General features: G+C 38.3%; 18 protein-coding genes. All 18 read right to left on the minus strand.

The features are described 5' to 3' along the window. Window positions 1-331: 331 nt before the first annotated feature. Window positions 332-1789 (minus strand): T7SS effector LXG polymorphic toxin, encoded by a 1458-nt coding sequence (locus ACERJO_RS12345; protein ID WP_373647674.1) that lies wholly within the window; start codon window positions 1787-1789, stop codon window positions 332-334. 17 nt (window positions 1790-1806) lie between these two features. Beyond that, the gene (locus ACERJO_RS12350) at window positions 1807-2115 is read right to left on the minus strand and encodes a TIGR04197 family type VII secretion effector (RefSeq protein WP_247107108.1); all 309 of its coding nucleotides are present in this window, start codon (window positions 2113-2115) and stop codon (window positions 1807-1809) included. Between the two features lie 5 nt (window positions 2116-2120). Next, a complete protein-coding gene (locus ACERJO_RS12355; protein WP_373647675.1) occupies window positions 2121-2546 on the minus strand; it encodes a YwqH-like family protein in 426 nt (141 codons plus the stop codon). Between the two features lie 15 nt (window positions 2547-2561). After that, window positions 2562-7019 carry a type VII secretion protein EssC gene (gene essC, locus ACERJO_RS12360; protein ID WP_373647676.1) on the minus strand — a complete coding sequence of 1486 codons (4458 nt, stop codon included), beginning with the start codon at window positions 7017-7019 and terminating at the stop codon, window positions 2562-2564. Between the two features lie 37 nt (window positions 7020-7056). Continuing rightward, window positions 7057-8331, minus strand: coding sequence for a type VII secretion protein EssB (essB, locus tag ACERJO_RS12365; RefSeq protein WP_373647677.1), 1275 nt, complete (start codon window positions 8329-8331; stop codon window positions 7057-7059). A 43-nt stretch (window positions 8332-8374) separates the two neighbouring features. Further along, window positions 8375-8626 carry an EsaB/YukD family protein gene (locus tag ACERJO_RS12370; RefSeq protein WP_247107104.1) on the minus strand — a complete coding sequence of 84 codons (252 nt, stop codon included), beginning with the start codon at window positions 8624-8626 and terminating at the stop codon, window positions 8375-8377. Between the two features lie 11 nt (window positions 8627-8637). Beyond that, a complete protein-coding gene (gene essA, locus ACERJO_RS12375; RefSeq protein ID WP_247107103.1) occupies window positions 8638-9138 on the minus strand; it encodes a type VII secretion protein EssA in 501 nt (166 codons plus the stop codon). Further along, complete coding sequence (esaA, locus tag ACERJO_RS12380) at window positions 9113-12541, minus strand: type VII secretion protein EsaA (protein WP_373647678.1); 3429 nt, start codon at window positions 12539-12541, stop codon at window positions 9113-9115. Before esaA ends, essA begins: the two co-directional genes overlap by 26 nt. A 244-nt stretch (window positions 12542-12785) precedes the next feature. Further along, entirely contained in the window at window positions 12786-13082 is a 297-nt protein-coding gene (locus ACERJO_RS12385) for a WXG100 family type VII secretion target (protein WP_247107101.1), read from the minus strand. 949 nt (window positions 13083-14031) lie between these two features. Continuing rightward, window positions 14032-14790 (minus strand): sterol desaturase family protein, encoded by a 759-nt coding sequence (locus ACERJO_RS12390; RefSeq protein ID WP_373647680.1) that lies wholly within the window; start codon window positions 14788-14790, stop codon window positions 14032-14034. A gap of 258 nt (window positions 14791-15048) precedes the next feature. Further along, window positions 15049-15951 (minus strand): sulfurtransferase, encoded by a 903-nt coding sequence (locus ACERJO_RS12395; protein ID WP_373647682.1) that lies wholly within the window; start codon window positions 15949-15951, stop codon window positions 15049-15051. A 104-nt stretch (window positions 15952-16055) separates the two neighbouring features. Further along, window positions 16056-16199 carry a lmo0937 family membrane protein gene (locus tag ACERJO_RS12400; protein WP_247107098.1) on the minus strand — a complete coding sequence of 48 codons (144 nt, stop codon included), beginning with the start codon at window positions 16197-16199 and terminating at the stop codon, window positions 16056-16058. A 594-nt stretch (window positions 16200-16793) separates the two neighbouring features. Beyond that, the gene (locus tag ACERJO_RS12405; RefSeq protein ID WP_247107097.1) at window positions 16794-16973 is read right to left on the minus strand and encodes a hypothetical protein; all 180 of its coding nucleotides are present in this window, start codon (window positions 16971-16973) and stop codon (window positions 16794-16796) included. A gap of 116 nt (window positions 16974-17089) precedes the next feature. Beyond that, complete coding sequence (locus ACERJO_RS12410) at window positions 17090-18493, minus strand: sodium/glutamate symporter (protein WP_373647683.1); 1404 nt, start codon at window positions 18491-18493, stop codon at window positions 17090-17092. Window positions 18494-19316: 823 nt separating this feature from the next. After that, window positions 19317-20465 carry an FAD-dependent monooxygenase gene (locus tag ACERJO_RS12415; protein WP_373647685.1) on the minus strand — a complete coding sequence of 383 codons (1149 nt, stop codon included), beginning with the start codon at window positions 20463-20465 and terminating at the stop codon, window positions 19317-19319. A 32-nt stretch (window positions 20466-20497) separates the two neighbouring features. Further along, the gene (locus ACERJO_RS12420; RefSeq protein WP_373647686.1) at window positions 20498-20914 is read right to left on the minus strand and encodes a DUF3995 domain-containing protein; all 417 of its coding nucleotides are present in this window, start codon (window positions 20912-20914) and stop codon (window positions 20498-20500) included. 33 nt (window positions 20915-20947) lie between these two features. Then, the gene (locus ACERJO_RS12425) at window positions 20948-21526 is read right to left on the minus strand and encodes a TetR/AcrR family transcriptional regulator (RefSeq protein WP_373647687.1); all 579 of its coding nucleotides are present in this window, start codon (window positions 21524-21526) and stop codon (window positions 20948-20950) included. 534 nt (window positions 21527-22060) lie between these two features. Continuing rightward, on the minus strand, window positions 22061-25729 hold the full coding sequence (locus ACERJO_RS12430) for a glycosyl hydrolase 115 family protein (RefSeq protein WP_373647688.1): 3669 nt from the start codon (window positions 25727-25729) through the stop codon (window positions 22061-22063). Between the last annotated feature and the right edge of the window lie 156 nt (window positions 25730-25885).

Genomic DNA, 25885 nt, shown 5'->3' on the forward strand with positions numbered 1-25885 from the left:
AAATAAATGTAGATACTGTGAAAATGTTATGGGAAACAAGAATACTCAGTAAATATTGGCTTTTCTGATATTTATTAAAGACTTTTGGAACAGAAAAAACAACTGAAACAACTACCAACACAACAGAGAAAATTAGATGCCACCAAACTATCTTTTCTATATTTGGAAACATGGAATAACTTGCCACAAAGAACTCTAAAAAGAGTAGTAACGCTTGACAGAACACACACAGAATAAAGATTCTGCTTAAAGATGCCGGGCTCTGCCTATTTGACTCAAAGGGTTTTCTTAATACTAAATAATCTTTTTCATTAAATTTATTTAAAGTCACTTATTTAAACCAACCTTTCACACGATCCATTACCGACTTCTCTGATTTCCCAAATTTTACATTTAATAAACTATTTGCAACAATACCTAAACCTGCACCAACAGCAGTTCCTACACCAGGTATTGGTATTAATACTGTACCAGCAGCCGTAAATGCTCCTTGCACAGCTCCCCCCACTGCTAAGTCAATCGTTGTTTCAACACCAGTTCTTGCTAATGCTTTCCCAACAGATAGACCGTCATCTCGAGCGTTTTGATAGTTACTTAAGCCACTCAACGCAGCTCCGAAAACTCCGGCTCCTTTTGCAACCTTTGAAGCAGTATTTGTACTCTTCTTAAAAAAGTCTGTAAATGCCCCTACTGCACCACTTCCTGCTCCATGCGAGATAGATTTTGCTGAGTCTATAGCGGATCCCACAGTAGTAATCGCATTAGATCCACTACCAAAATATCGTAACTCAGGATGCATATTTAATGCCTGCTGACCCGTGTTTGTCCAACCTGTTCGTCCTGGTCTTTGGTCAGCTGCTCGTAATGTTGTTTGGTTAGTTCTTGCTCGTTCTTGCTGCGCCACAGTTAACGTTTGACCATTCTTCGGCAATCGTTTATTCAAATCTCGTCTTGCTTGGCCATCCGGCTTCACTCCAAGCTGTTCTAATGCGTCACTTGTCGCATTTATCCGATATCCTGTTCCATTTGAAGTTCGGTGTTGAGATGTTTCAAGTCCTCCATATTGCCCAGCGCGATACATTGACGAACTTGAAGAAAACGTCCTTGTTGCAGCTCCAGCCCTTGCTCCATCTTGTAAAATCCCCTCATTCCCATAAACCCAATCCAATCCCTCTTTAAACCAATTACTATTACTTTGAGCCGATCCTCTCTGAGCCTCTATCTGACTGATTAGCGACTCAATCTCTGAAATAACCGTATTAATGTTATTTATATCATTCTTGCCACTACTCGTAAATTCAGATAGATTCTTATCCAATTTCGTTGGGACTTCAATAACATCCTCTTGATGGCTTGAGACATTATTTAGGCTAGGCTGTGTTGCCGTTGAGATATCAGATACACTTTGGATAATTCGGTTAATGTTATTTGAGACTTGAGCTAGCTCATCATAATGGTCATCGATTTTGGTAACTTGCTCCTCTAAATAGTTGCTCTCAATAATAGCTGAATCATTGGCATCAACATTCGCTTGAAAGGCATCTATATGATTGTCTGTTGTCGTTGATAGAGCTGTGAACAAATCTTCAAACGCTTGCAGAATCGTTATGTGTATTTCATTAAAATATGCTTTTGAGCAGTCGGCCGCTTCACCTTGGAATGTATCCATTTGAATGATTTGATCTATATTAGATCGAACTTCTCCAATTCCATCTAATAGATTCATCGTTTCATTGTACTGTTCATCTGAAAATTGCGTAACTTCTTCTAGCTTTACTTTATGACTCATTCGCTTCGCCTCCTCCCTTAGTATGGTAAAGGTTGTGATCCCGTCGTTGAATGGACATATTGACAAGCTAATTGCTCATCATTTTCCTTCATAGCTTCTCCTGTTTCTTTTAAAATGCCTACATCTACTTCGATCAATTGCTTATATCTCTTTATAAGCTGCAATGCTTCGGCAAACTTTTCAACATCATCTGTGAAAGGAGAAATATTCGTTTGTCCAAGCGCTTTATTCACATTCATTTTTGATTCTAGCTGCGATAATGAGCCTCTAAGCTTCTCAGCATTTGCACGAAACACTTCAATATTAATCTTAACTTCTGCTCCCATATTCTTCACCCTTTCTGTTGAGCAACGCGTTCCCATCTTATTTGATTATCCAGAGAATTTAGTGACCATTGTAGATTAGTAATATCTGATGCAAGCGAGTTTTTTCGTTCTTCCGCCCTACGAAGATCATCAGCCACTCGCTCCTTCGCATCATCGGCTTTGTTTGAATAGCTGTTAACAGTCGATTGATAGGAAGAGTATCGGTTTGAAAAAGTCGATTCATTCTTCCCCTTCCATCTACTCGTTTGAATTGAGAGCTTATCAATCTTTGACTTTGACGATCTTAAGTCAGAGACCTCTGCTTGTAAATTAGACAAAGCTGTCGTTAACCTGGACACTTCATCAGACGCAACGGAATGCTGTTGCTGTTTCGTATACATTTGGTTCGAAACTCGATTTCTTTTCGATTGTAATGTATGTAAATAACTCATTCTCCTCCAGCCTCCTTATTCAGGGATTTTTAATTTTATATGCTGATGATCCATTGCGTAATAGCATTCATATGCGTTAGGGTATTTTTCCTTGGCCATATATGCTTGCTTGAAAATGTCTTGATCAGACAATCTCATGCTAATAAGTCCCACAATGGCTTGCGTTCGAACATATTTAGCAATTGGATCAAAGCTTATTCCAATAAAGCTATAATCTCCTGCCAAAATAAAGTAGAGTCCTAGCTTAGCTCCCTGCTCAAAGAATGTAGTCATTTCCTCTATTGTGAGCTCACTACTTTGACAGAAATCTTCTAAATCCGTTATAAAGATGAGCCAACTCGGCATTCCTTCTGTCCCTTGAGTCATTCGAATCTTGATCTCACTTAATAAATCATTTTTAACCGTCTTGTGACCTTCTGTTTCACAAATATAAGCATTCACCTCTGTTGCTACTTCGGATAACTCTTTATCACTCGTATCAAGGAGCATGAGCTGATAATCATCTTTCAGAAGCATCATATTTTTTAAGATAGACTGATTCATCCTTCTTAACCCGTCTTTACGGTCACTTACGACGATGAACTGTCCAAATTTGTTCGGAGCAAATGCCAACGGCTGAACCTCCTCAAACTCCAGACCTAGAGGAAGCTGCTGCTGATTTACAAGCTCTTTTACTTTCTTACTCTGCCTAAACTTCTCAAACTCAATGACCCCTTCTGGCATCATCGGAATCTCCTCAGGACGCTCTCCTTGCCAATATTCATCCATGCTCTTAGCAGTCGTTTGGATTGAATCGATTATTTCTAATGGCTCTGTTCCTTCAGCAGGTAGCATCGCCTGAAATAGTGCTGGCTCTTCTAGCTTCACTAGACCGCGTCCTGGGATTTCTTCAATCTCTAGTTCGGTTCTACCAATAATCGAGCGCGCTTCTGTTTGTTCAATCAGGTAAAGTGGGATTTGAGTCTTAATATTTGATAATAACGGAATGCGCATAGCCCCTTGTCGTCCTGCACTAATCGTTAAATGAACCCCAACACTTGCACCTTCACGAGCGATTTGCGTCACAAGCTTCTCGAACTCCTCAGAGAAATCCGTATCTCGAACAGTGTCAAAGTTATCAATGACGATTAATAGATTCGGTTCAACTTCCCCACTCGCCTTTTCATACATCGATAAATTAGCGACACCATACCGACTTAAAAGCTGCTTTCGTTCTTTCATGACTGTCGATAACAAACGTATCAGCTTTCCAACCTTCTCACTATCATCAACTAAAAATGTATCAGCCACATGTGGCAAACCCTTTAACGGTAACAAACCATTTGTCCCGAAATCGAGCAAGTATACATGAAAATGCTCAGGGTGATGTTGTCTGGCTAAATCCATTACAACCGTTTGTAAGAACGTCGATTTCCCGTACCCTGGACTTGAAAAGACAGCAATATGACCATCCTTTGTTAAATCTAGAGTTAACGGCTTCTGTGACTGAAGCTCAGGCTGATCGAGTAAACCAATCGTCACTTGCAACGGCCTCTTCTCTTCTTCCCAAGCCTCTTCAAAGCTAATAGGGTGAAGCTCTTCTGTCGTTAAATGCTCAGGAAGCGGTGGAAGCCACGGACGTGGCAATGGCGCAATGTCCTGTTTCGTCGTATAATCGTGAATATGATCAATCACAGCATCGAGCTCCGTAGGCACCTTCTCAACTTGTTCTTTCTGACCTAAACCACTTAAATCTTCTGTTAAGATATCATACTGCCCTAGATCATTAATCGCATAGATCGTCGTATCCACTAATTCATAATCGTCCTGATCAGGAATATAATCAGCACCACTCCATGCACTTTGGAATAGCTCATATATTTCATTATTTCCTACTTGTAAATAGGAACGACCAGGCAATGTAATTTCAGCAGCGTCTGGTGTTTTCAATATTTCATTTGAATCACTAGCATTTTGTACTTTTAACGCTAACTTAAATTTTGAATTCGACCAAATCTGATCGTCGACAACCCCACTTGGCTTTTGTGTAGCAAGAATCAAATGAATGCCCAATGATCGACCGATACGCGCCGTTGAAACAAGCTCCTTCATAAAATCAGGCTGCTCCGACTTCAACTCAGCGAACTCATCCGAAATTAAAAATAAGTGTGGCATCGGCTCTTGGACTTTCCCTTGCTTATATAGCTTTTGATATTGATTAATATGGTTTACATCGTTTTCTCCAAAAAGACGCTGGCGCTTTTGAAGCTCCGCCTTAATAGAAGCTAACGCACGCAATGATTGACTACGATCTAAATTCGTAATCGTTCCAACTAAATGCGGGAGCTTCTTAAATAAATTCGCCATTCCTCCACCTTTGTAGTCAATTAATAGAAAAGCTACTTCGTATGGATGAAAGTTAACAGCTAAAGACAAAATGTACGATTGAATAATTTCAGACTTACCTGACCCAGTTGTCCCAGCAACAAGCCCGTGTGGCCCGTGAGCCTTTTCATGAAGATTAAGCTGGACGATGTCCTCTTTTCCACGTAATCCAAGCGGAACCGCCAAGCTCTTATACGTTTCATTTGCACGCCACCTCGTTGAAACACCTAGCTCCTCCACTCGCTCAATCCCATACATTTCAAGGAACGTTACACTTTCTGGGATGGAATTCTTTAAACTTTGCAAATGATTAATCGGTGCAAGAGCACGAGACACTTCCTCCTTATCGAAATTCAACGGAAAGTGATCAGGAACAAACGCACGATTAACAAGCTCGCCTTCTTCTAAGATGATATTTCCTGTCTTAGAATCACGAATATCAATAACCGTTTTCACATGCTCTGGTAATGATTGCATGACATCTTGAACGTATAGAAGAGAAACGCCGAGCTCGCTTGGATCTTCATTAAAGAATTCCATAATCGAATGATCGAGAATGAGCTTTTCGTCCGTAATCAAGACGACATAGTGTGGGAAGAAATACGTTTTTTCATTCGTGTTCCCTTTCTCGTCGATCAATTGCTTTCGCTCCTTCAAGATCTGATACACCGAATAAAGAACTTGATCTCGTGAGCGTTCATGGTACACAAAGCCTCTTACATTCACATCACGCAGGCTTGAATGAGGAAGCCACCGCATCCAATTCCATTCTTCTTTTTCCTCTTCAGGAAATACGGTAATGAACTGAACATCATGATAGCTTTGAAACAGACCTAGCTGCATAACTAGCAGCTGTAGCTGCTCCAAGACGAGATGACGCTGTCCAATATATCCAACCGGACCTTTCATTAAGGAGGCCACGACAGGAACATCGTGTAAATCTTCATGCTGATTCAAAAGCTCTCTCGCTTCGTCTGCGAGTACATCCTTTTCTTGAGTAAACTCTTCTTCATTAAAGTCAATCTCAAAGCTTCTTTCTGCTGTTCCTAATCCTGTACGATATTGCAGAAAATCATGATGAAACATCGTTTTCTCATAGATTCTTGCATCAACTCGTACAGCCATATCTCGTATTTGTTCGATATGAGGAAAATGATAGTTCAAGGAATGCCTCTGCTCCTCGGTTATGTGATATAACTCCTTCGTCTTTCGGTGTAAGTACTCTCGATAGCTCTCTAACCGTTCCTTTGTGTCTACTTTATATTGCTTCAGGTTTTTCACATAATAAATAACTGAAATCAGAATCGTTGTCACCGTCATCGCGAGCATAACGACAATATAAATTCCTCGCGGCTGGAAAATTGTCAATAGAACAAACGCCGCAATCATCACAAGAGGAGGGACAATGGTCCGCGCTAATTGTTCACTCGGCTTTGACGGTTGCGGTGGCGGCTTAGCAATGGTCTGCTTTTTGGTTGGCTCTCGATAAATGACGCGAGGCGAGCGATGGTAATCTGGATACTCCTCACTGTAGTACGTATCCCGCTCCACCAGCTGCGTCAGCTCCGATGCTAGCTTCTCCTTGGCACCACTGACCTCCATATCCTCTGCATTGATGATGATCGAGATTCCATCTACATAGAGCTGATCTCCCGGTTCAAGCGATTGAACATGCTCCTTACATAGACCATTGTGATACACTTCACCACTATTTACCGTTAACTGAAAGAATCGATCTTCTGATGGTCGTATAAGTGAAAAATCAGCATCCGTCGATTCCAGCCGGATATCATGATGTTCACTATTTCCAAATGTCACCGCCTGAGCACCTGCTAAATCATAAACGGTTACTTCTTCTTCCTCTATAAGAAGAAACTCTATTTCCGTCGAGCCTACTTGTAATCGCGTTCGTCCATTATCAGGAAGGGCGTCCCCTTCAAGAACACACTCTTCTCCATCCCAAGTAACGACAAAAGATTCCGTTAAGCTCGTAAATGTGACCGTATCAGACCAATCATTACTTACCGTTATTTCTTTCGATATCCCTTTAGGTAAAAGACATTTGTGTAACTGCTTATCAAAAAGAATTAATAGTCTCGTCTGTTCCATGATTTTCTTCCTCTCTCAATCAGCCAAGCTTGCATCGCTACTCTTCTTCCTCTTCTTGATCAATCATTTCTTCGTCTTCATCAGGCTCTGGAGCAAGCTCTTGTTCAGCATTGGCTCCTTCTACTGGAACTTCCTCTGTTACTTCCTCTTCATTCTCTTCCAAGTAGTCGTCTTCATATCGATTCAGTTCGTCTTGAAGCCTTCTTATTTCCTCATCACGTTCTGAACCACTTAATTGCGGATCATTTCGAACTTGCTCCATTTGCTTAATAAGCCCATACATAATTAATTGTGGGTCATCTATAAACATCGCCTTTTCAATCGATTCTTCAAAATAGCCACGACCATTTAAAATCCAATAGAGCAAATAATTCTCATCACTTCGTAAGCTGACATTTCTCATAATCGCTTCTTTATCTCGATTTGGTAAACTCTCAACTTGAATGTAAGAGTACGCCAAAATATATTTAGTCCGATAAGGTAACCGCTCAGGGTCTTCTCTCCGAAGAGTTGAAATGACTGCGCTATAATCTGACGACAAAAATTCACCGTGTGCAGTTAATAACTTTTCCTGATATGGGTCTTTCACAAACATGTAATAAAATAACGGTACGGCCAGCACGATAGACAACGTAATCATAATGATCGATAATTGCTTGAATAACCGAAACCGTTTCATCGGGACTGTCGTCATCGTTTTTTCCGTCTTTTGTTGCTCTTTGCGATAGCACGTCTTTATGTACGTAATTAATTCTTCTAGACTTTTTGTCTCATGAACATGTCGTTCAAACTCTGTTTCCTTCACCTTCTTTAATGAACCGTTGTATAAATCATCAAAGGTATACTGTTTAGAAAATAAGGCGAGAATGAAACATTTATATTGTTGGAAGAAGTGATCTTCTTTCACTTCATAAGGTGGTAGCAATTGACGAATCCCACGATACATAATAGACGGCATTAAATTGTCATCAAATACGACGTTATCAGGATGGAGAAAGAAAGTCGTCCGAGTTGATAAATAAGGTTTCAGCTTAGCTAAATTCCAAAGCAACCGTAGCTTTTCATTCCGTTGAAGATCCTTAATATCCTTCCATTTCTTTTTCTCATCTTCCACCACAAATGAAAACCTAAAAAGATCCTCTTCCTCTTCGATCGAGACTGGCAAAAAATAGTCCGAGGGTGTCGTAATCAGTCCCATTTGTTGAATCGTTTTCACCTTCGTTTGTGATTTGGCTAATTCTGTGCGCCACTCTTCACCTTCAATTTGAAAATGAAGCGTGAGCGAATCCAACTGAATCTTTTTTTCCTTCATAGCGTTGACTCCTTCACCTTTTCACAGACCTTCACATTCTAGTCTATAAAACTTGTAAAATATCCCCATCTGTAATCGGATAATGACTTAACATATCATCATCCGTAATAAATAATTTTTTCGTTAAAACCTTAATCGCACATAGAGAGGAATCCGTCCGCTCGATATGTAGCGTATCAGCAACGCTTAGCAGTAATTGCTTTACCGTTAATTGAACTGGAATGCGTAAGTCATATACGCCTCCACCCCAATTATGAAAATCAATCGTTACATTAATATGTGTAGACTTTGCCATCATCGACTCTCCTAATCCATAACTTGTCGCATCATCATAAATACCGCTCCGCCAATCATCGTGACAAATCCCATAATGGAGAAAAGGAGGACGTTATTAGCGCCCCCATTAGATCCATCTTCACTTGCTCGGTTTTCAGTTGTCGGAGCCGTATAGCTTTCTGTAAAAAGAGACTCTTGAACACGAGCTACCGTCGCATCTGTTTGACTTTCCATTTCAAAAATAGATTGTTGAAGACCTTCAAGCCATTCTTCTTGCTCAAGCTGCTTCGTATCAATGATCTCTTTCGTCTCATCTCTAAACAACTCTGGAAACACTTTCTCAAGCTCGGTTACCGTGTTCGTCTGATCGCCTTCACGATTACTTCCACTAATTCGCTCGAGATCCACATTTAACTTCCCTCTTTCCGCAGTGCTTGACTGATCCTCAGCAAGCACTGCGAACGCCGGTAGGAATAGGCTAGCGATGAGCATATAGACCATGATATTAACTAGCTTTTGAAACCTCTTCATCGTCCATCTCCTCACTTCTTGTAGAAAGGTTGAACACCAACAGATTAAGCAGAACACCTATTAGGCAAAGTACAATCAATACAAAGAATGTCGCTTGATAGTTAATCGATTCACCGAAGGCTCGAACTAGAACATTTTCAACATATTGCAATGGTGAATACGTGCGTAACCCTCCACTTGATACTGAGCCTAGTGCTCTTGTGAAGAATAAATACATACCAAATACGGCAAGTAACAAGAACATCCCAAACATCTTCAATTGTCGTAACAAATAAGTAGAAATAAGTAATATCGTTAATACAAGAGTCGTTATTAATAGGGTCCATAACATTAATTGAGACCCTTCGATTCCTAAGCTGAAGCCAGAAATGAGGCCAATCGTTGCACCTTCAATTATTCCAATACCTGCTGAAATAATCGTAATAGGTGTATTTTGTGAGAAAATGGTTCGTTCCCCTTCAAATTCATCCTTTTCTAAACGGCGCTGGTGGATCGTTGAGATCACATACGCAGTAAAGAGAGCTACTATAAAGATAGTTAACACGATAAAATAAGGAGTAAATGTATCACCTGAGACGATGACTCCATCATTTTTTGTTTGAACAGGACTTGATAAGAAATCTAAAAGGTCCTCATTCTGTCTCTCACCAATTCGACTGTTGGCCAGTACTTCCGTAAAGTTCTCAGCAAACTCTTCATCCTCTACTAATTTATTCGTCATACTAGCAGAGAGCTCCTCAGCCTGACTAATTAGTTCATTTCCACTTTCTTGAATCAACGTAGCTTGATTATCAATTTCTTCAAAGGTTTGATAAACGGTCTCTGCCGTATAGAAATTACTTTGAGCTTGTTCAGAAAGAGACTCACTCGTTGCTAGCAGCGGCATGAAATCGTTACTTAATGCTAGAATCGCCTGTTGCTCTTCATTATCCGCAGCCTGCACATCAGACTGTTCATCAATTAACGCCAAGCTTCGTTCACGCCATGCAATGACTTCCTCTAACACTTCAGAAAGACTTTGATTCATGATCTGCGCCTGCTCTGTCGTTGAAACAATTTTCTCAACAAGCTGATCCATGCGGTCTTCAGCACGATTTGAACGATCATGATAGATCCTTACTTGCTCATATAGCTGTTCAATCGGCTCTCTAATTTCCGCTGTAACACCAGCTGTTACTCGTTCAACAACATAATTTGTCATTAATTCATCTAACTCTTGAACATTAAAGAGATAATAGAGAGAAGACTCTGTTGCTAAGTCAGATAAACGATTCCCTGAAAATGAATCTCTTAATTCTGGTGAGCTCATATCAAGACCAAAGTAAATCTCTAATAGAGCTGATAATTTCTGATAATCACTAATTGTATGCTCAACAGCATGAATGAGCGCTTGTGTACCATCATCTAATATCGGTGACATGACGCGATGGTGAATATAGTTATTGATCACTGTAACCTTTTCGATAATCGGTTCAGGCTCTTCCTCATTACCTTCGTCATTACCTTCATCGCTATCTCCATCTTGATGATCAGACTCATCGGAGTCTTCAGATTCTTCCTGATCCTCGGAGTCTCTGTCCTCTTCTATGTCTTCATCAGGCTGTTCTTCTTCTCGTCCTTCTTGATCCGAATCCTCTTCTTCCTCACGGTTGCCATTCTCTTCATCGACTTCTGGTTCCTCTTCATCTGTTCCCTCTGTTACTGTATTTGCAAGTAATGGAGCAACAGATACCTCATACCCAGCCTCTTCATCTACAAGATCAACATCAGTAATGTTTTCTTGAAGCATATCCCAACTCCAAGTTGCTGGTTGAAACACATCAATCTCACTATTAGCATCCTTCAATTGAAGCTTGATTCTTACAGTGAAGACACCTTCATCATTAGCGGGTAATTTCACTTCACCATTTTCTTGATACACTTCTGTGTAATTGACTTCATCTGATCCTGGTAATGTTAACCATAATCGCTTTAACTCATACTCATTCGGAATGGACAACGTGAAAATTTGTCCTGTCTTTTCGTTAGCTGGTAATTCAACAGAGTTGGTCATGATCACTCCGGTTTCAGCTAACCGATTTTTGATTTCTTGAATTTGCGTCGATAAAATATGGCTGTTATCTAAATCATCTGGCGAAAAATCAAAATCTGGACGTTCGCGATTGTACTTTCTTGCTGTTGCAATGACATTCGTTAATTCCAATGTCATCTGTTCAGATAGACCAGAGTCATCTATATCTCGTATACTTAATGATGGTAATTGTTTAATGTGCTCTTCAATTGTACGGTTCATATTTCGATCAGGCCGTCTAAATAATGAGTTCAAGCTCGTCAACTCATTTTCGAACGCGTTCGAGAAGATACCTGTTAAACGATCCGAAACCGTTCTTTTCATATTCGACTCAAGGGTTTCTTTTAAACTTTTTTCTAAGCTACTTACTTGCTGATTGGCTCGTTCAAAATAATCTCGCAAAAGAGCGGCATCAGAAATAATGGTTGTACTCTCTTCTTGGAGTTGAAATTGATTAAAAATCCTCTCGTTCGCACGAACAAGCTGATCTAACTGCCTTTGTGCATCTGCATCATTAATCGTGGCATTAAATTGGTTCAGAGAATCATAGAATCCTTGCGACAACGCTTGATTCGACTCTGTTAAACCCGTTACATCATTCACATTCGATACAAAGCTTTGACTTAATTCCATCTCTTCTGCCAAACGATCAGTGAATGATTCCAACGTATCCTCTAAACTACTAAAGCTACCTCGTGATACGTCTGTAAAATCCTTCACCGTATTAAACTGATTCGTATAATTAGACAATGGACTTTGAATAGCCGTATTATATGTAGCTGTATATTTCGCTTGCTCGTTCACAATATAGCCAACTTGATCCTGTGCCTCGTGCAAGTTAGTAATTACACTAGCAAAGTACACATCAATAACACGTCGATTAAAGTCATTTAATATGTCGCTTGCTGCTCTTTCAGCCTCTGCTCTAATTTCATCATTTTCTGATGCATTAATTTTATAATTTAATGTAACGGGCTCTGGAGAAATAGAATCCATAGAGAGTGCTTTTTCAGAGAAATCATTCGGAATCACAATCATCATGTCATACGTTTGTCGTTCCAAGCCGCTCTCCGCTACTCCCCGGCTGACGACAAACCAGTCATGGTTTGAGTCATGATCGACACTACGAACAAAAGCATCTCCAAAAGCCAATTGCTCATTATTAAATATCGCACCTTCATCTTCATTGACTAACGCAATCGTCATCCTGTGTCCAGCATCTACGTTATTAGTCTGTGTTACTTGATTTAAAGCCAAGTAAGACAAACCAGCAGCTAGTACAAGTACTAATAGTAAGAATGCTATTAACCGTAGCTCTATTCTTTTCATCATATATTCCTCTCCTGCAGCTTCTTCGTATTTATTCAGACATTTCCATATGGAAAATAATTCTATAATTAAATAATGGCAAAAAAATACAATGTTCTACACTGTTTTTCTAAAAAATACTCTTCATCAATCCATCCTGATTTTCAGTTACTATCGCACTTAATAAGTATGAGCTACACAACATTTAGTCATGTAGCTCATACAAAGGTAAGTACAATCTTTAAAGCTACTTATCTCGTTAGCCGTCTTATCTAAGACCGAAATTTTGAGAAAGAGCTTCATCCTGCTGCGAAACAGCTTCAGCCGTTTTAGTAAGTTGCTCTTGAATTTCTAGCATTAAATGAGAGAAATCTTGCACACGTGGACTTAACTCTCTAAACTGATCGTCGAAGCGCTCAAATGCACGTCCTTCCCACTCACCTCTTAACTCTTCTTGTAAGTTCGATAAATCTCTTAAAATTTGATCGATTTGCTGAGAGCTCTGACCGTAACGCTTAGCCTTTGCTTGCAGCTGATCAGGAGTCATACGAATTTGGCCTGCCATGAATACTCATCTCCTTTTTTCAAAATTGGGAATCCGCTAAGTTTAAGTCATGTTTTTCCTTTTCCTTAGCCTATATTATGGTATTACTGGCAATATACAAAGTCAACGAAACTGGTAGACTTTTCTAAAAATCGATAATTAGGACTGATTCTCAAGTCTACTTATACTAAAATCAACATTTTTTTGTTCCTTTTTACCTATGAAATATATGAAAAATGTCTCTAAAATATCACCTTCTATTGCCGACACGTGCGAAAAATTTGAAAGAAAACGCTTAATTTTTTTGTGGTAATCTGTCTAATAGTCCTTTTATTTATTGAAAGTTGATGATTAGCCTCTGAATGAACGCTTCTCACAAAGGAATAAAGTCCTAATTTATTTTTTCAGTATAATATAATCCAACATTGAAGTTATCTCTGTAAAAGAAGTGGATGTGTAAAACAGTCAACAAGCTTATATATACTGCAGACCGTAAACGAAACGCCTTTGAGGAAAAATTCTCAAACCAAATCATAGATAAAGTCAAAATTCATAGATTGATCTCATTTCCGAACTAGATGGAACGAACTTTTCAATCCAAACCATCTCCATTTTGCATCCGCTTATTCCAACCTTTTTGACATTTGCCTGTTCACTCCTGTCGTTTTTCAGTTATATTATAGAAAGAAACAGTCTGATGTCTCCTGATTACAGATGGTTAAAGATAAGGGGGCATTCCCTTTTTTTCCTATATTCAAAATGTGCGTAGCCGTTGCCCGATTTTGAAAGCTTTGTAATGAGTGGAGCCATTACTCTTCTTTGTGTTACTAGAAAGTCTTTTTCAACTCCCTCCTGCGGAAAGCATGCCCCCCATCCCAGCGAGGTCGAAGCGCCGCATCGTGGCAACTACAAAAAAAAGCCTGTCGTACATCTAATCATTTAATGTGAAGCTTTTAATTGAACAACACTATCAATCTCTTCCTTGTGGGAGCTTTCTTGCAAAATGAGACGGATAGCGCGGAGATATTGTACCAAATAGTCGATCCCATATGATCGTGTAAAAACCAAAATTATAGTGCTCTTGCTGATGATGCTGTGTATGATACGTGCTTGTCGATATCCATTTCATAACTGGATGTTTAACCCATGAGTTCGGAAACGGTTCTACTCCTAAATGTGCAATCAACCCATAGACGATATTAAAGAATAAATAGCCTGTAATCCCAACCCATGAAGCTGGATATATACATAGCACGATAATCCACAGTAGACCAAAGCCTAAGTTTTCTAATGGATTTAAGGCAAATAAAGTAATCGGCCGAGGATCTTCAAAACGATGATGCGTCCGATGAATATAAGGATACAACCATTTAACATGAGCGACTCGATGAAAGACATACATCGCAAAATCCATAATCAGCAATAAAATAAGAATATCAAGCCAAGAATGCCAGCCAAAGCTTGTGCTTAAAACAATGATATCTTTTTTCCATAAGTAATAACCTATCATTGTCACAGCTGAATTCAACAAAACCGATATACTTGCTAACACAAACTCATACGGGCGTTTCGTAACAATTTCTGCAACAGGACGTTTCATGAACCAACGAACCATCCTATTACCAATTAGCACACACATTACGAGTATGATGATATTTAATACTAAAATAATAGTTGAAGCTTCCCACCATGTTGCACCTTTTAACCATTCGATTGAGCTTTTAAACATATAATGACCTCCTTTACTAGAAAAGGGTTACTGTCATATTTTAGCATATATTTGTGAATGGCTCAGAATATTCTAGTAATCGTTGTGAATAATGATAAATTGAGACAAAAAAAGAAGGTACCACAAGTATGATCAACTTATGAAAACCTCCCGTTAATGACACCAGCACAACTACAGTAAACATTTCATTTTATATAATCAATTATTTTGTCAAAAACAAAAGCAACTCTAAAGTTTAATTAGAGCTGCTGTGATGCTTTATTCTTCATTAGGATTTGTAATTGGTGTATGCAGATCATTTCCCCATTCTTGCCAAGATCCCTCATACATTCTTATATGATCAAATCCCATAAGCCTTAATGTAAAGTACATATGAGATGCCCGATTGGCTTTTTGACAATAAATAATAACTTGCTTATCTTTTGTGACACCTGCTTGTTGAAGCATCCGTTCAATATCATCAGCCACTTTGAAAAAGGGCACCCCGTCTGTTAAAACTTCTTTCCACTCTATATTTACAGCTGTTGGGATATGTCCACCCCTTTTAGCACGAACATCCTCCCCTTTGTACTCTTCTCTAGAGCGAACATCCAAAATAATCTTATTTGGGTTATCTATGGCTGATTTGACATACTCTTTATCTACTTCTATTTGCGGAGAAGTCTTTGCTTTAAAATGACTTGTTTTCACTTCGGGACCCGTTGTAGATTGCTCCCCTTCGAATGCTTCCCATGCTGCATATCCACCATTTAACACTCTTACATTATTATGACCGTAAAGCTCCAATGCATAAAAAAGTCTAGTGGCAGCTGTATCTACTCCAGCATCATAAATCACTAATTCAACTTCATTTCTAACGCCTAATGTCTTCATTAGTTCTTCAAAAGGTTTTTCTCTAATTAAATAACCCTCGACCGGATGTGTTGAATCCACTAACTTTTTCGTGTCAAATGAAAACGCACCGGGGATATGCCCTTTTCCATAACCTTCATTCCGTGTATCGATAATCATAAGGTTTGGATCGCTCAACCTCTCTGCTAATTCCTCCACACCTATTAGTAATTGTTGATTAGGATACGTCACTTCACTAGCAGCCCCTTCCATCGTTAAATATGTAGATAAGATAAAGCACGCAATTAAAATAAATAGAAACTTCCTCATTATACTCACTCCTTGAACCCTTTCTATTGCTCTTATTATGGCCCAAGAAATTAAATTAAATCATTGAAAAAAGCAAGCGTCCTAAATTAGAACGCTTGCTACATTTAGGCTCTTCTGCCTGTTAAGAGTTGAATGATAAAGACGACTAATGCGACCACTAAAAGTAAGTGGATTAGTCCTCCTCCAACTTCAAAGGAGAATCCAAGTATCCATAATACAAATATCACAATTAATACTGTCCATAACATAACTCCTTCACACCTTTCATTAACATTTTAATGCTATTTGTCTTGTACTTATTTAATGCCCGCGAAGGAGCGCAACGAAACTTTTTTTTAGAAAATAGGCTAAATAGCACCGACTAACGATCGTTTACTCTCTCTAAATAGAACCTTCTAACTAGTTACATAATCAAGAAAAGTGGGTAAGTGATATGCTACCTTCTTACTCATTTTAAAAGAATACACTTCATCTACCTCTAAACAAAAAGAAAAACGCATAAACAAGTAAAGTTGTCAGCGCTTTTCTGCAATACCATTTCATTGTGTTAAATTAGTAATTAGTTAACCGTGGATTTCTGCGCTCTTCAAATGAGGCTGAACATAACAAAAGTGATTAGCTGATAATCCGAACATCTAGAGAACATAACGTCTGAAATATGCGTAGACTCCTGCAGGATGATACGCGAGGCCACTGAAAAGTAAAGGTGAAAACCCGCTGTGCGTAACACGAGGAGGCTCATTAGCTTCCCGCGGAAAGCGAAGAATATTTCAGGAGCTGTTTATGTGCACCGCTGTTTATTTATTCGGTTTCTCATTGATTAAAACACTTTTGTCCCAGATTCAGCGTTCTTCAATGACAAATCGCGTCACATTATCCATATTTACATACTCACTTTTCGCATCGAACCATTTAGCATTCTGAATTTTATCCACTTGTTGATGTAGTTCATACCCAGTTTCAACTTCGAAAACGAAATTTTCTCCACCATTAAAATAAAATGTAAGTTTATATGTGTTCATTCTTAATCCCTCCTAGTTTGACATATTCCCGAACAGTTTCAACTTTAATCGTCGAATTTCTAGAAAAATGTAATAGGAACCATGATTAGATTGTTATATCTTTTTCTTACAACAAGCTAATTTGTAGATTTCTTTCCAAAATACAATAGACCTAAAATAAGCCATCCAGTCATAATGACAAAAGCAAAAATAAGGGTAAGGACTGGACCAAATGCTACAATAAGTGGCACCGAAGCAGCTGTTACAATTCCTCCGCCTACTATGAAATCTAGCATCAATTGTTTATAACTAAACCCTTCTTTTGCTGGGCTCTCCGCTTTAGGATCTGCCAAATTAATTAACAATAGACCAGCAGCGCTCATTCCCATGGCCTGACCTAAATCTCCAATGCCCCGTTCAAACCAATAATTAGGCATAATTCGAGGTGCTATAAAAATAAAAGCAATTACGTTCCACCCTATTGCAGCAATTGCCATAATGAAGAAAGGAACCAGATGCTCACCGATGACTGCCAATGATAAGGTTGCGATAGCTGATACAATAAGTAAATCGAGAGCAAATCCTTGGATACGTGTAACAAGATCTCGATCCAATATCGATTTTTTAATAAATTTATTTAATATAATCTGTACAATGACTGCACCAACCATTGCTAACGGAAATAAAGGCAGATGTACAAAAAGTTCGATACTCTCAGCCCATAAAGCTTCCTCAATCAATATAAACCCTTCTAAAAGCATATACCCAATGGCAATAGCTAAACCAATATAAGCAAAGTGCACAGTCATTGTTTCAATCACTTCAGATCGGGTTGTCTGGTTTCCAGCAGACATTTCTTGTTGGTCTTCTTTCTTGATCAGTCCTTTCTTTTGTTCATCTGAAATGTCATCTGGACTATTTAAAATTTCTGTTTTCCCTTTTCGAGCAGCCCAATTAATCAAAATAATCCCTAGTAAAACACCCGTCAGTACTCCAACAGTCGCTAAGCCAATTGCTAAGTCTCTTCCTTCCTCGAAACCAACCCCGCTAAATGTACCCGATAATCCCGCAGCTGTTCCATGTCCACCAACAAAGCTAATTTCAAGCAAAGCTCCGGCAGCTGGATTCATCCCAAATATCGGAGTTAAAACCACTAAAGCTAAAGTAATCCCAACCACATACTGACCCCATGAAAGAAAATGAGCAAACGTTATTTGAGGACCAGCAGTGCCCCAAATTTTCTTTATATTTGGGATGGTCTTCCCTAGAAATAAGGAAGCAAAGATCACACTAATTAGCAGCTCAGGTAAAACACTCCACACCTCAATCATCGATTCAGGAAAAACTCCCTCTCCCTCAAATAACCCTAAATCAAACTGACCAAGGACTTCAGGACCAAGCAATAGACCAATGAGTCCTGCAAGAATCGAGCTTGGGAGGAAGATAGATTGAAGAAACGGTACAGCTAGGCGAATCCATTTGGCGATAATAAGTAAAATGCCTAGAATAATAAAACTAAATCCTACAACCTCTGCTGACATATAAACGAAGGACTCCTCTCTTTTATCTCGTTAAGGAGATATTTCCTAAAAATAAAAATTTTAAACGTTCTCATAACAAGAGCCTTCATTATGTAAACCAGTTTGTATTTTTTTGGTTTCGTTGCTGCTCATTTTTATCAGTAACTTTTAGAGGCACACATAGCCATACAAACGGAAAGGCTATTAATGCTAACAAAGCAAAGAAGCTTGTCACGAACGACACAAAAAGCTAATTGATTTAAGGATTCGTTGTAGCCTACACATATATCCATACGAAGAACTATATGAACGGCCCCTTCATGAACAATCTGATTTACTTCTCGGCGAACAACTGGCAGATGAAAGCATGATCTACACATATCTCTCTTCCTCAAGAGGGAGCCAGAGTCTTGCTTCTCATCACTTGGCAGATCAAGTCCAGAGTAATACCTATAAGAAGAATTCACCCTATTGTATTGTTCTTATTCACTCTTACTAGAAGCCATTTTTTTACTCCATAAAGCCTTTTTTATAGTCAATCTAGTCAACAAAAACAGGCCTTGCTCATGTCCTATGACACTGCAAGACCTATTGGGGAGTGGCTTATTACATCATGCTACCTCTATGGTGTATCTTTAACTACGTGCAAAAAGAGTCCGGTATATCAACCATTTGTTAAATTAATGCTGTAGCATCTAGATGAAAATCTAGTTCCCACTTTTCACATAACCATACTCTTGTAGCATTTCGGGCCATGGCAGTAGCCATTTTGCTCCGAGAGCCTTCTTACTTTCAATCTCTGGTGTTCTGGTTGAACGTAGAAATCATCTAAAATTCTCTCCAATTAGACTTTATGACCGATAATTCTATACATCATATTACTATTTTTTTGAATCGAATATCCGTTTTTAACAAGCATGTTTCTCGCATGACTCATTAATGTATTTTCTATTTGTGTAACCTTACCGTACACCCACGAACTGTTTACAATAAACTTAGCCCTTTTTATCCGCTTCTTTTCAAAGTTCTTTATGGCTTCAGAAATGGAGGTGCTTTGCTCTAGCATATTGGCTAGGATGACAGAATCCTCCAATGCCAAACATGCTCCCTGTCCTAAATTAGGTGTCGTAGCGTGTGCTGCATCTCCTATGAGTACTATTCTGCCTTTCGACCAATTCTGTAAAGGTTTTAGGTCATAAATAACCTTTCTAGTGATGTCCTTTTCCGGAGTTGCTTTAATTACGGTTGATACGGGTTCGGCAAATTGTCTATACATATGAGCTAACTCTTCTCTAGATACATCCACTTTCAAAAGGTTTTCTGATGTATTTCTTGTCGCAAACCAATAGACAATCGAACTTGATACAGGAACAAACCCAAACCTCAGCCCTTTCCCCCAAGCTTCAAACGTAAAACCAGATTTCGTATATGAGTTCGTATGTGGGGCCGTACCTCTCCAAGCTTCATATCCACTAAAGCGTAAGACACTATTAGGAAATAAGTGATTTCTGACTGATGAATGAATCCCATCTGCTCCTACTAAAAATGCCCCTGTTTCTTCATGACCATTTTCAAAGCGGGCCGTAACTTCTTCGTTATTTTCTTGTAGTTCTACTAGCTTATAGCCTAATTTCATTTCTGTATTCTCCAATTTACTAGCTAGTAAATGGTGAAGTTTCGTTCGTAAAATACCAACAGTATGAGTCCCATACGTAGTTGCAAGCTCTTCTAAGGGGATTGTCGCTAATGTTTTTCCTGAGGATGTTAAAAGGGCTGATTCCTTCATGATTTTGCTGTTTTGATACGTTTCTTCTAGTAAATCCATAAAATGAAGGGCATCCGTTCCATTAGACCATAAGGTTAGACCGCCACCTTCATTACGAAGACGATCTGACTTTTCAAAGATAACTGGTGCATATCCAATTTTTTCGAGCATAAGGGCACTTGCTAAACCGCTAATCCCAGCTCCAATAATAAGTACTTTATTATTCATGATTTACCCCATTTCACTAACGTGATAAAACCCTACAACCACACCAATAAAAGCGTAATCGCTAGATACAAACAAAGAGGGCTATAGTATCTTGTATCATACTTTGCGAAAACAGAATCATTCATTTTTTTTGTAAATCCCAAGTATTTAAAATCACCAATTGCTCTTAAAAAGAACACAAAGGTAAATATTATACAGAATACTTTCGATAGGATATTAGGTTGAAGGAAAGGAATTGCCCCAAATTGAACGAGTAACATGAATCCAACGAGCAATAATCCAAAGGCTACAATGAATGTTTCTATTAACCTAGGAGTAAACAATGCCCCGCCTTCTTTTTTTTCGGGTAATACCGCAGTTAGACCTCGCCTCCCACCAAATAACCAATAAAAATGGATAAAACTAATGAACGTTAACGCTGCTACAGAAGAATAGACTAAAAATGACATGTACCCTCGTCCCCCTCTTTTTAACCTGTTTGTTTATTGTGGTGCAATTCCTTTCCATACGATTTCAAATTGTGTATGAAAGATCTCTTTTAAATCTTCATTTGTTCCCGCGATCGACCATGTCATAAGTGAATTGAAGTATATTCCTACTAAAACAGAAGCAATATGTTGGGTATTAGTGTGACTCTGAAACAATCCGTTTTGTATTGATTCATCAATGACATCTGTCAGAACCTCACGAAAATTCAATATATTAGTTGATTCCTCCTTTAAAGCCGCTCGAATGGTTTCAGACAAGGTTAATTGTAATAACTCCCCATGTTCTTCATAAACTGTGAACATTTCATCAAAAATGAGCTTTAATCTTTCCTTTAGATTTTTCTCTTGTTGCTTTTGGATTACTTCCACAATTAAGTCGTTTTGTGTTTGGCCTAAATGTACTAACACATGTTCTTTTTTCGGGAAATACCTAAAGAACGTACCCTTCGCAATTCCACAAGCAGACACAATTTTATCAATGGTGACATTGTCGTATCCATACTCCTTAAACAGTTTAATGGACGTTAAAAATATCTTCTCTTTTAGTTCTTTTTTTCGTTCATGTCGTAACATTTTACACACTCCAATATAAAATGACCATAGTCATTTTATGACTATGGTCATTTTATCATTATTTTTATACTATTTAAAGTGCTTTTTGCTCATATGAATAGAAAGATTCTCTATTCTTTCATTTTATTTAACTCCTACCCTTTTATAGGAAACGCTTTCAATAAAATAATAGCAAATATTTCGAATATAAAGAATGTAAAAACAAGTAGATACTGTTTAAAAATTATTGTTATAAATTTGGGTTAGGTTACTCCTGCTTTTTCTTTTGGTTGAACAATAATAACTTATTATTTCCCCTGCCATTCACTTAAGATTTCTTCTATGCTGCTGATACTGGACCTGAATTCCAGGGTGCACCACATGCTCTGTAATAATAAATGGAAAGAACATAAAATGTACGATTCACATACAGATATTAAATATCCTAGTAAGCCAAAAAGCTGACTTACTAGGATATCTGGTGAAAGTATAATAATCGTTCAGCTCTTTCTACGTTAAAGCTAAGCAAATAAACCTTTGCTAACATGTATAATCCTATTTACTAACTCTCTCTGAGTCCTTCCAAGATGCATCATTCGGTGCATTTTCATCACCTTTTGTCAGATATATTCTATCAATTCTTAGACCAGACTTACCAGCATATATGGCAAAATCATGAATACCTTCATCAATATCTAGCTCAGACAAAAGTGTCCAAAACCAAATTTGTTTTGTACTATAGGTGTATAACCTTCCCTTGGAGAACTGCTCGTCATAAGGCTGAACGGTCCCATCTAAACCAATGTAACAAGAATCTGAAAAATTATCATCAAATTTAATCAACATCCATACACGATATGTTCCTAGATCCGTCACTTTGATCTTGTAATGAAGGGAAGGGGCATCCAACGCATTCAACCAGCTTAACCCACTCTTTCTGATATACATAGCCATTCCGCTAGATCCGTTTGTTTCAGCTTGTGTATGTGTCCATTCAATCTCTTCCTGGCCAGTGCCTTTTTGTGTATAAGCATAATGTGATTGTTCAAGAGCATATTCTGCTTCAATTGCGATCACACCATTATTTTCAATAAAATATTCAGATCCGAATTCAGAAATCACATCTTTATATCCAATTGGGTCAGGCATATATCTAGAAGCACCCTTTTGATATTGCGGATATTCTTCGTTCAACATATATAACCTATCATAATTCCAAAAATCTATTCCGGCATATACGAGGTTTGGTAATGGTGCAGTACCCGCTTTCATACTATATATATTCGTACATAATTTTTCCATATCTGATACGTTGCACTCTGGAATCGTTTTGAAATGGCTATTTCGTTCTACTTGGCTATTGCCTACAAAATAGCTTTCAGCCGGTCCGAGGTTACTTACCTGCGACTGTAAAATTGAGCTATTCTGATCCAAATTCTCTGGAGATAAACGCGTCATATCCTTATCTGTATAAATAACAAATTTACTGATCGTTACATACCGATCGATCATATGAATAGTTAATTTATGAACGCCACTATTCAAAAATGGTAATGAAACATATAGCTTTTCACCATTGTTCAATACAGCATTTCTCCAGTTCCCACGCCACTCATCATTCGTTTCAGTTTCAATGATTATAGGCTCCAAATCATCAATTGATACAGCAAAACTAATTTTACCAGTTGAATCCAAAGTTAAAAAGCGGTGAATTTCCAGTAAGAATGGCCCTTTACTTTTTAGTAGAAATGGATACGTTACGGAAGCATGGTTCTTTACATCAATCTCGTCAGGATACCCACACCCTGCTGCTTCTATCACACTTCCATCCATTCTTCCTATATCCTTAATGATTTGCCATTGATTATCATTTGAATGACTTTCAGAAGTAAATTGGTCAGCCTTCATAGAAACAAAACCGTCAGCTTCAACATATCCTTGGAAGTGCTCCGGAATATCCTCCCTTTTTTGTGCAAATACATCAATCTGATACTTATCATCAAGTGATGTTTTTATCACAATTTTGCCCTTTTTCTCTTCGTTACCACACTTTTCTTTTAATTTAACTAGAATTCTTTTTTCATCGATGACCGTACCTACATCCTCTGAGACTTCGACCCAGTCATGGCATGAACTTAGATCCACAGTAAAATCAAAACGTTCTGCTCCAGTGTTAAAAATCTCAAACCATTTTACACTCGTACCATAGGAATCAAATGTAATCTTTTGATTCCTTTCAGGTGTGCGCTCACCCCATACAATAATATTTGATCCAGGTTGTTCAATTTTTAACGCAGGGGTACCTGCTGGATACATCGCAGTTGGCGGTGGTGAAAAGCTTTCTGGTGTAAGGATTTTATCCCACTTCCCACCGGACATGATTTTATTATAAAAATGAAGCATACATCTTCTATACTCCATCATCTTTCTAGACTTTTCGATATACGTGTCTGCTGACTGCATTTTCCCTTGTTCATAACTGAGATGGCTTCGATCTGCATAATAAAACTCTGCATTTGCATAGTAAGATGCATGAATCTTCATTAGAAAAAGTTGAAAGAAAGAGTCCCGCTCATTTTGAGGCAGGTCGAAATATATTTCATTCGCTTCATCGTATATTTCTTTTAACTGATTCACTCTTAAAGCCGCTTCATCCCCATAAATGGTTTGTGAAAATTTATCTCCAGTCAGGTGTTCAATCTTACATACATTTGTTATCTGGGTAAAACGATGATATAAACTCGCTGCTTTCTTTCCGTAATTACCTGTGAAATTAAAATCAATCCATTTCTCAGTAAATAATTGTGTATCCTTTGTTACAGCGTTTTCATTTCCTGCTTCCCAACCATAAGTCAAAAAGTACTCAATATCCTGTTCAAGTGGCTTAAGGGCACCGACATTAAGAACCCATAATTTCCTAATTCCATTTTCGTAGCACTTCTTCATTTCGTTTCCAGTATGCGCCAGTGGTATCGAGTTGATGTACAAATAACTCATACCAGGATGCGCCCAATAAGAACTATGGAAATATACCCCATGGCCGCCTGAACGTTGCTGCTCTTTTGCATCAGGGTATCTTCTCATATAACCAAAATTATCATCGACCCAGATAAGCGTAACATCATCCGGCAGCTCTAAACCTGCGTCATATAAAGGAAGAACTTCCTTATAAGGGATAAATGTCTGTAACGACGTTTCGGCATTCTCTTTTCCTAATACTTCCCCTAAAATCTTTCTTTGATCCTTTATGACCGTACCTAGAAGCTTTACCTTTTCCTGCTCTTTTTCTTCGTTACTGAGATTTGGGTTTTGATCGATCGCATCCGTCTTAAACCCGTAATCATGTACGCCTCTCATTCCGACCGTATAACATACTTCATAATCTTTGTTCTGTTCCACGCTTTCACGCCAGTATTCTTTCAATATTTCACGGTGTCTTCCTGGAATAGAGTAATCGTAACTTATCCCTTCATATCCTTTTTTCTTAAGCCATGGTTCCCATTCATTTTGATTACTACGAAGAAGCATGTCACAGTGTGACGTCCCGACAACAATTCCCATTTCTTCTGCTAATCGTCCATTTTCCGGGTCCTCATTAAAGTAATTCACATGCATAGCCGGCCATATATAATTTGCTTTTAATCTTAATAGCAGTTCAAATATATGAACATATGTTTCAGGACCTATTGTATGATCATTTGTATGTTCTTTTGCCCATGCTTCAAGCTGCTCCTCATCGTTCAAGAAGATTCCTCTATATTGTACTGATGGATAGGATGATGTTTTAAATTCTTTATCTATTACAATAGAATCAAGCTTTTTAACAGGAACATCCGCAAAGAAATGCCATGGTGAAACACCTATCATTTTTGAGAATTCATATATGCCAAAGATAGTTCCTCTTCTATCTGTTCCTATAATGTATAAAATCCCATCCTTCTCTTGGATGAGGTACCCTTCCCAACTGTAGTTTCCTTCACCATCCAGTAGGCATTCCGTATCAATTTCCTTATCTTTGAGTCGTTTTTCCATTGCTTTATTATTCGCAATGGTCCCTATAACCACTTTACCTTCTCTATCTGAAACTTCTGCCATACCTCCACATACTTGATTGATATCTTTTGTAAGATTATGAGCAGCAATTCTCACAGCTGGAAGTTCATTCTGTGCTAAATAGATGTTTATCTTTTGTTCACGACTACAAATTAATGTTTTACCCTCCATACTTTTCATTCCCTTCTTCACTATAGTGCAAAACCTAAAATTCATCATTACTAGTGATAAACCCATTATAATTAAATACTATTTACATTAAAATTGCATATAATTGAAAATATATTGCATCTAGTCTCATGTCATCCTATACTAGGTGTAATCATT

The organism is Halalkalibacter sp. AB-rgal2, from assembly GCF_041821005.1.
In the GTDB taxonomy this organism is placed as follows: domain Bacteria; phylum Bacillota; class Bacilli; order Bacillales; family Bacillaceae_D; genus Halalkalibacter.

What these genes read in the sequence shown, in the direction of transcription:
- essC (WP_373647676.1), bottom strand. Translation starts at nt 7,019, where the DNA reads ATGGAACAGACGAGACTATTAATTCTTTTTGATAAGCAGTTACACAAA.
- ACERJO_RS12385 (WP_247107101.1), bottom strand. Translation starts at nt 13,082, where the DNA reads ATGGCAGGCCAAATTCGTATGACTCCTGATCAGCTGCAAGCAAAGGCT.
- ACERJO_RS12395 (WP_373647682.1), bottom strand. Translation starts at nt 15,951, where the DNA reads ATGAGGAAGTTTCTATTTATTTTAATTGCGTGCTTTATCTTATCTACA.
- ACERJO_RS12420 (WP_373647686.1), bottom strand. Translation starts at nt 20,914, where the DNA reads ATGTCATTTTTAGTCTATTCTTCTGTAGCAGCGTTAACGTTCATTAGT.
- ACERJO_RS12345 (WP_373647674.1), bottom strand. Translation starts at nt 1,789, where the DNA reads ATGAGTCATAAAGTAAAGCTAGAAGAAGTTACGCAATTTTCAGATGAA.
- ACERJO_RS12410 (WP_373647683.1), bottom strand. Translation starts at nt 18,493, where the DNA reads ATGTCAGCAGAGGTTGTAGGATTTAGTTTTATTATTCTAGGCATTTTA.
- ACERJO_RS12415 (WP_373647685.1), bottom strand. Translation starts at nt 20,465, where the DNA reads ATGAATAATAAAGTACTTATTATTGGAGCTGGGATTAGCGGTTTAGCA.
- ACERJO_RS12390 (WP_373647680.1), bottom strand. Translation starts at nt 14,790, where the DNA reads ATGTTTAAAAGCTCAATCGAATGGTTAAAAGGTGCAACATGGTGGGAA.
- essB (WP_373647677.1), bottom strand. Translation starts at nt 8,331, where the DNA reads ATGAAGGAAAAAAAGATTCAGTTGGATTCGCTCACGCTTCATTTTCAA.
- ACERJO_RS12430 (WP_373647688.1), bottom strand. Translation starts at nt 25,729, where the DNA reads ATGGAGGGTAAAACATTAATTTGTAGTCGTGAACAAAAGATAAACATC.
- ACERJO_RS12355 (WP_373647675.1), bottom strand. Translation starts at nt 2,546, where the DNA reads ATGAGTTATTTACATACATTACAATCGAAAAGAAATCGAGTTTCGAAC.
- ACERJO_RS12405 (WP_247107097.1), bottom strand. Translation starts at nt 16,973, where the DNA reads ATGAACACATATAAACTTACATTTTATTTTAATGGTGGAGAAAATTTC.
- ACERJO_RS12400 (WP_247107098.1), bottom strand. Translation starts at nt 16,199, where the DNA reads ATGTTATGGACAGTATTAATTGTGATATTTGTATTATGGATACTTGGA.
- esaA (WP_373647678.1), bottom strand. Translation starts at nt 12,541, where the DNA reads ATGATGAAAAGAATAGAGCTACGGTTAATAGCATTCTTACTATTAGTA.
- ACERJO_RS12425 (WP_373647687.1), bottom strand. Translation starts at nt 21,526, where the DNA reads ATGTTACGACATGAACGAAAAAAAGAACTAAAAGAGAAGATATTTTTA.
- essA (WP_247107103.1), bottom strand. Translation starts at nt 9,138, where the DNA reads ATGAAGAGGTTTCAAAAGCTAGTTAATATCATGGTCTATATGCTCATC.
- ACERJO_RS12370 (WP_247107104.1), bottom strand. Translation starts at nt 8,626, where the DNA reads ATGGCAAAGTCTACACATATTAATGTAACGATTGATTTTCATAATTGG.
- ACERJO_RS12350 (WP_247107108.1), bottom strand. Translation starts at nt 2,115, where the DNA reads ATGGGAGCAGAAGTTAAGATTAATATTGAAGTGTTTCGTGCAAATGCT.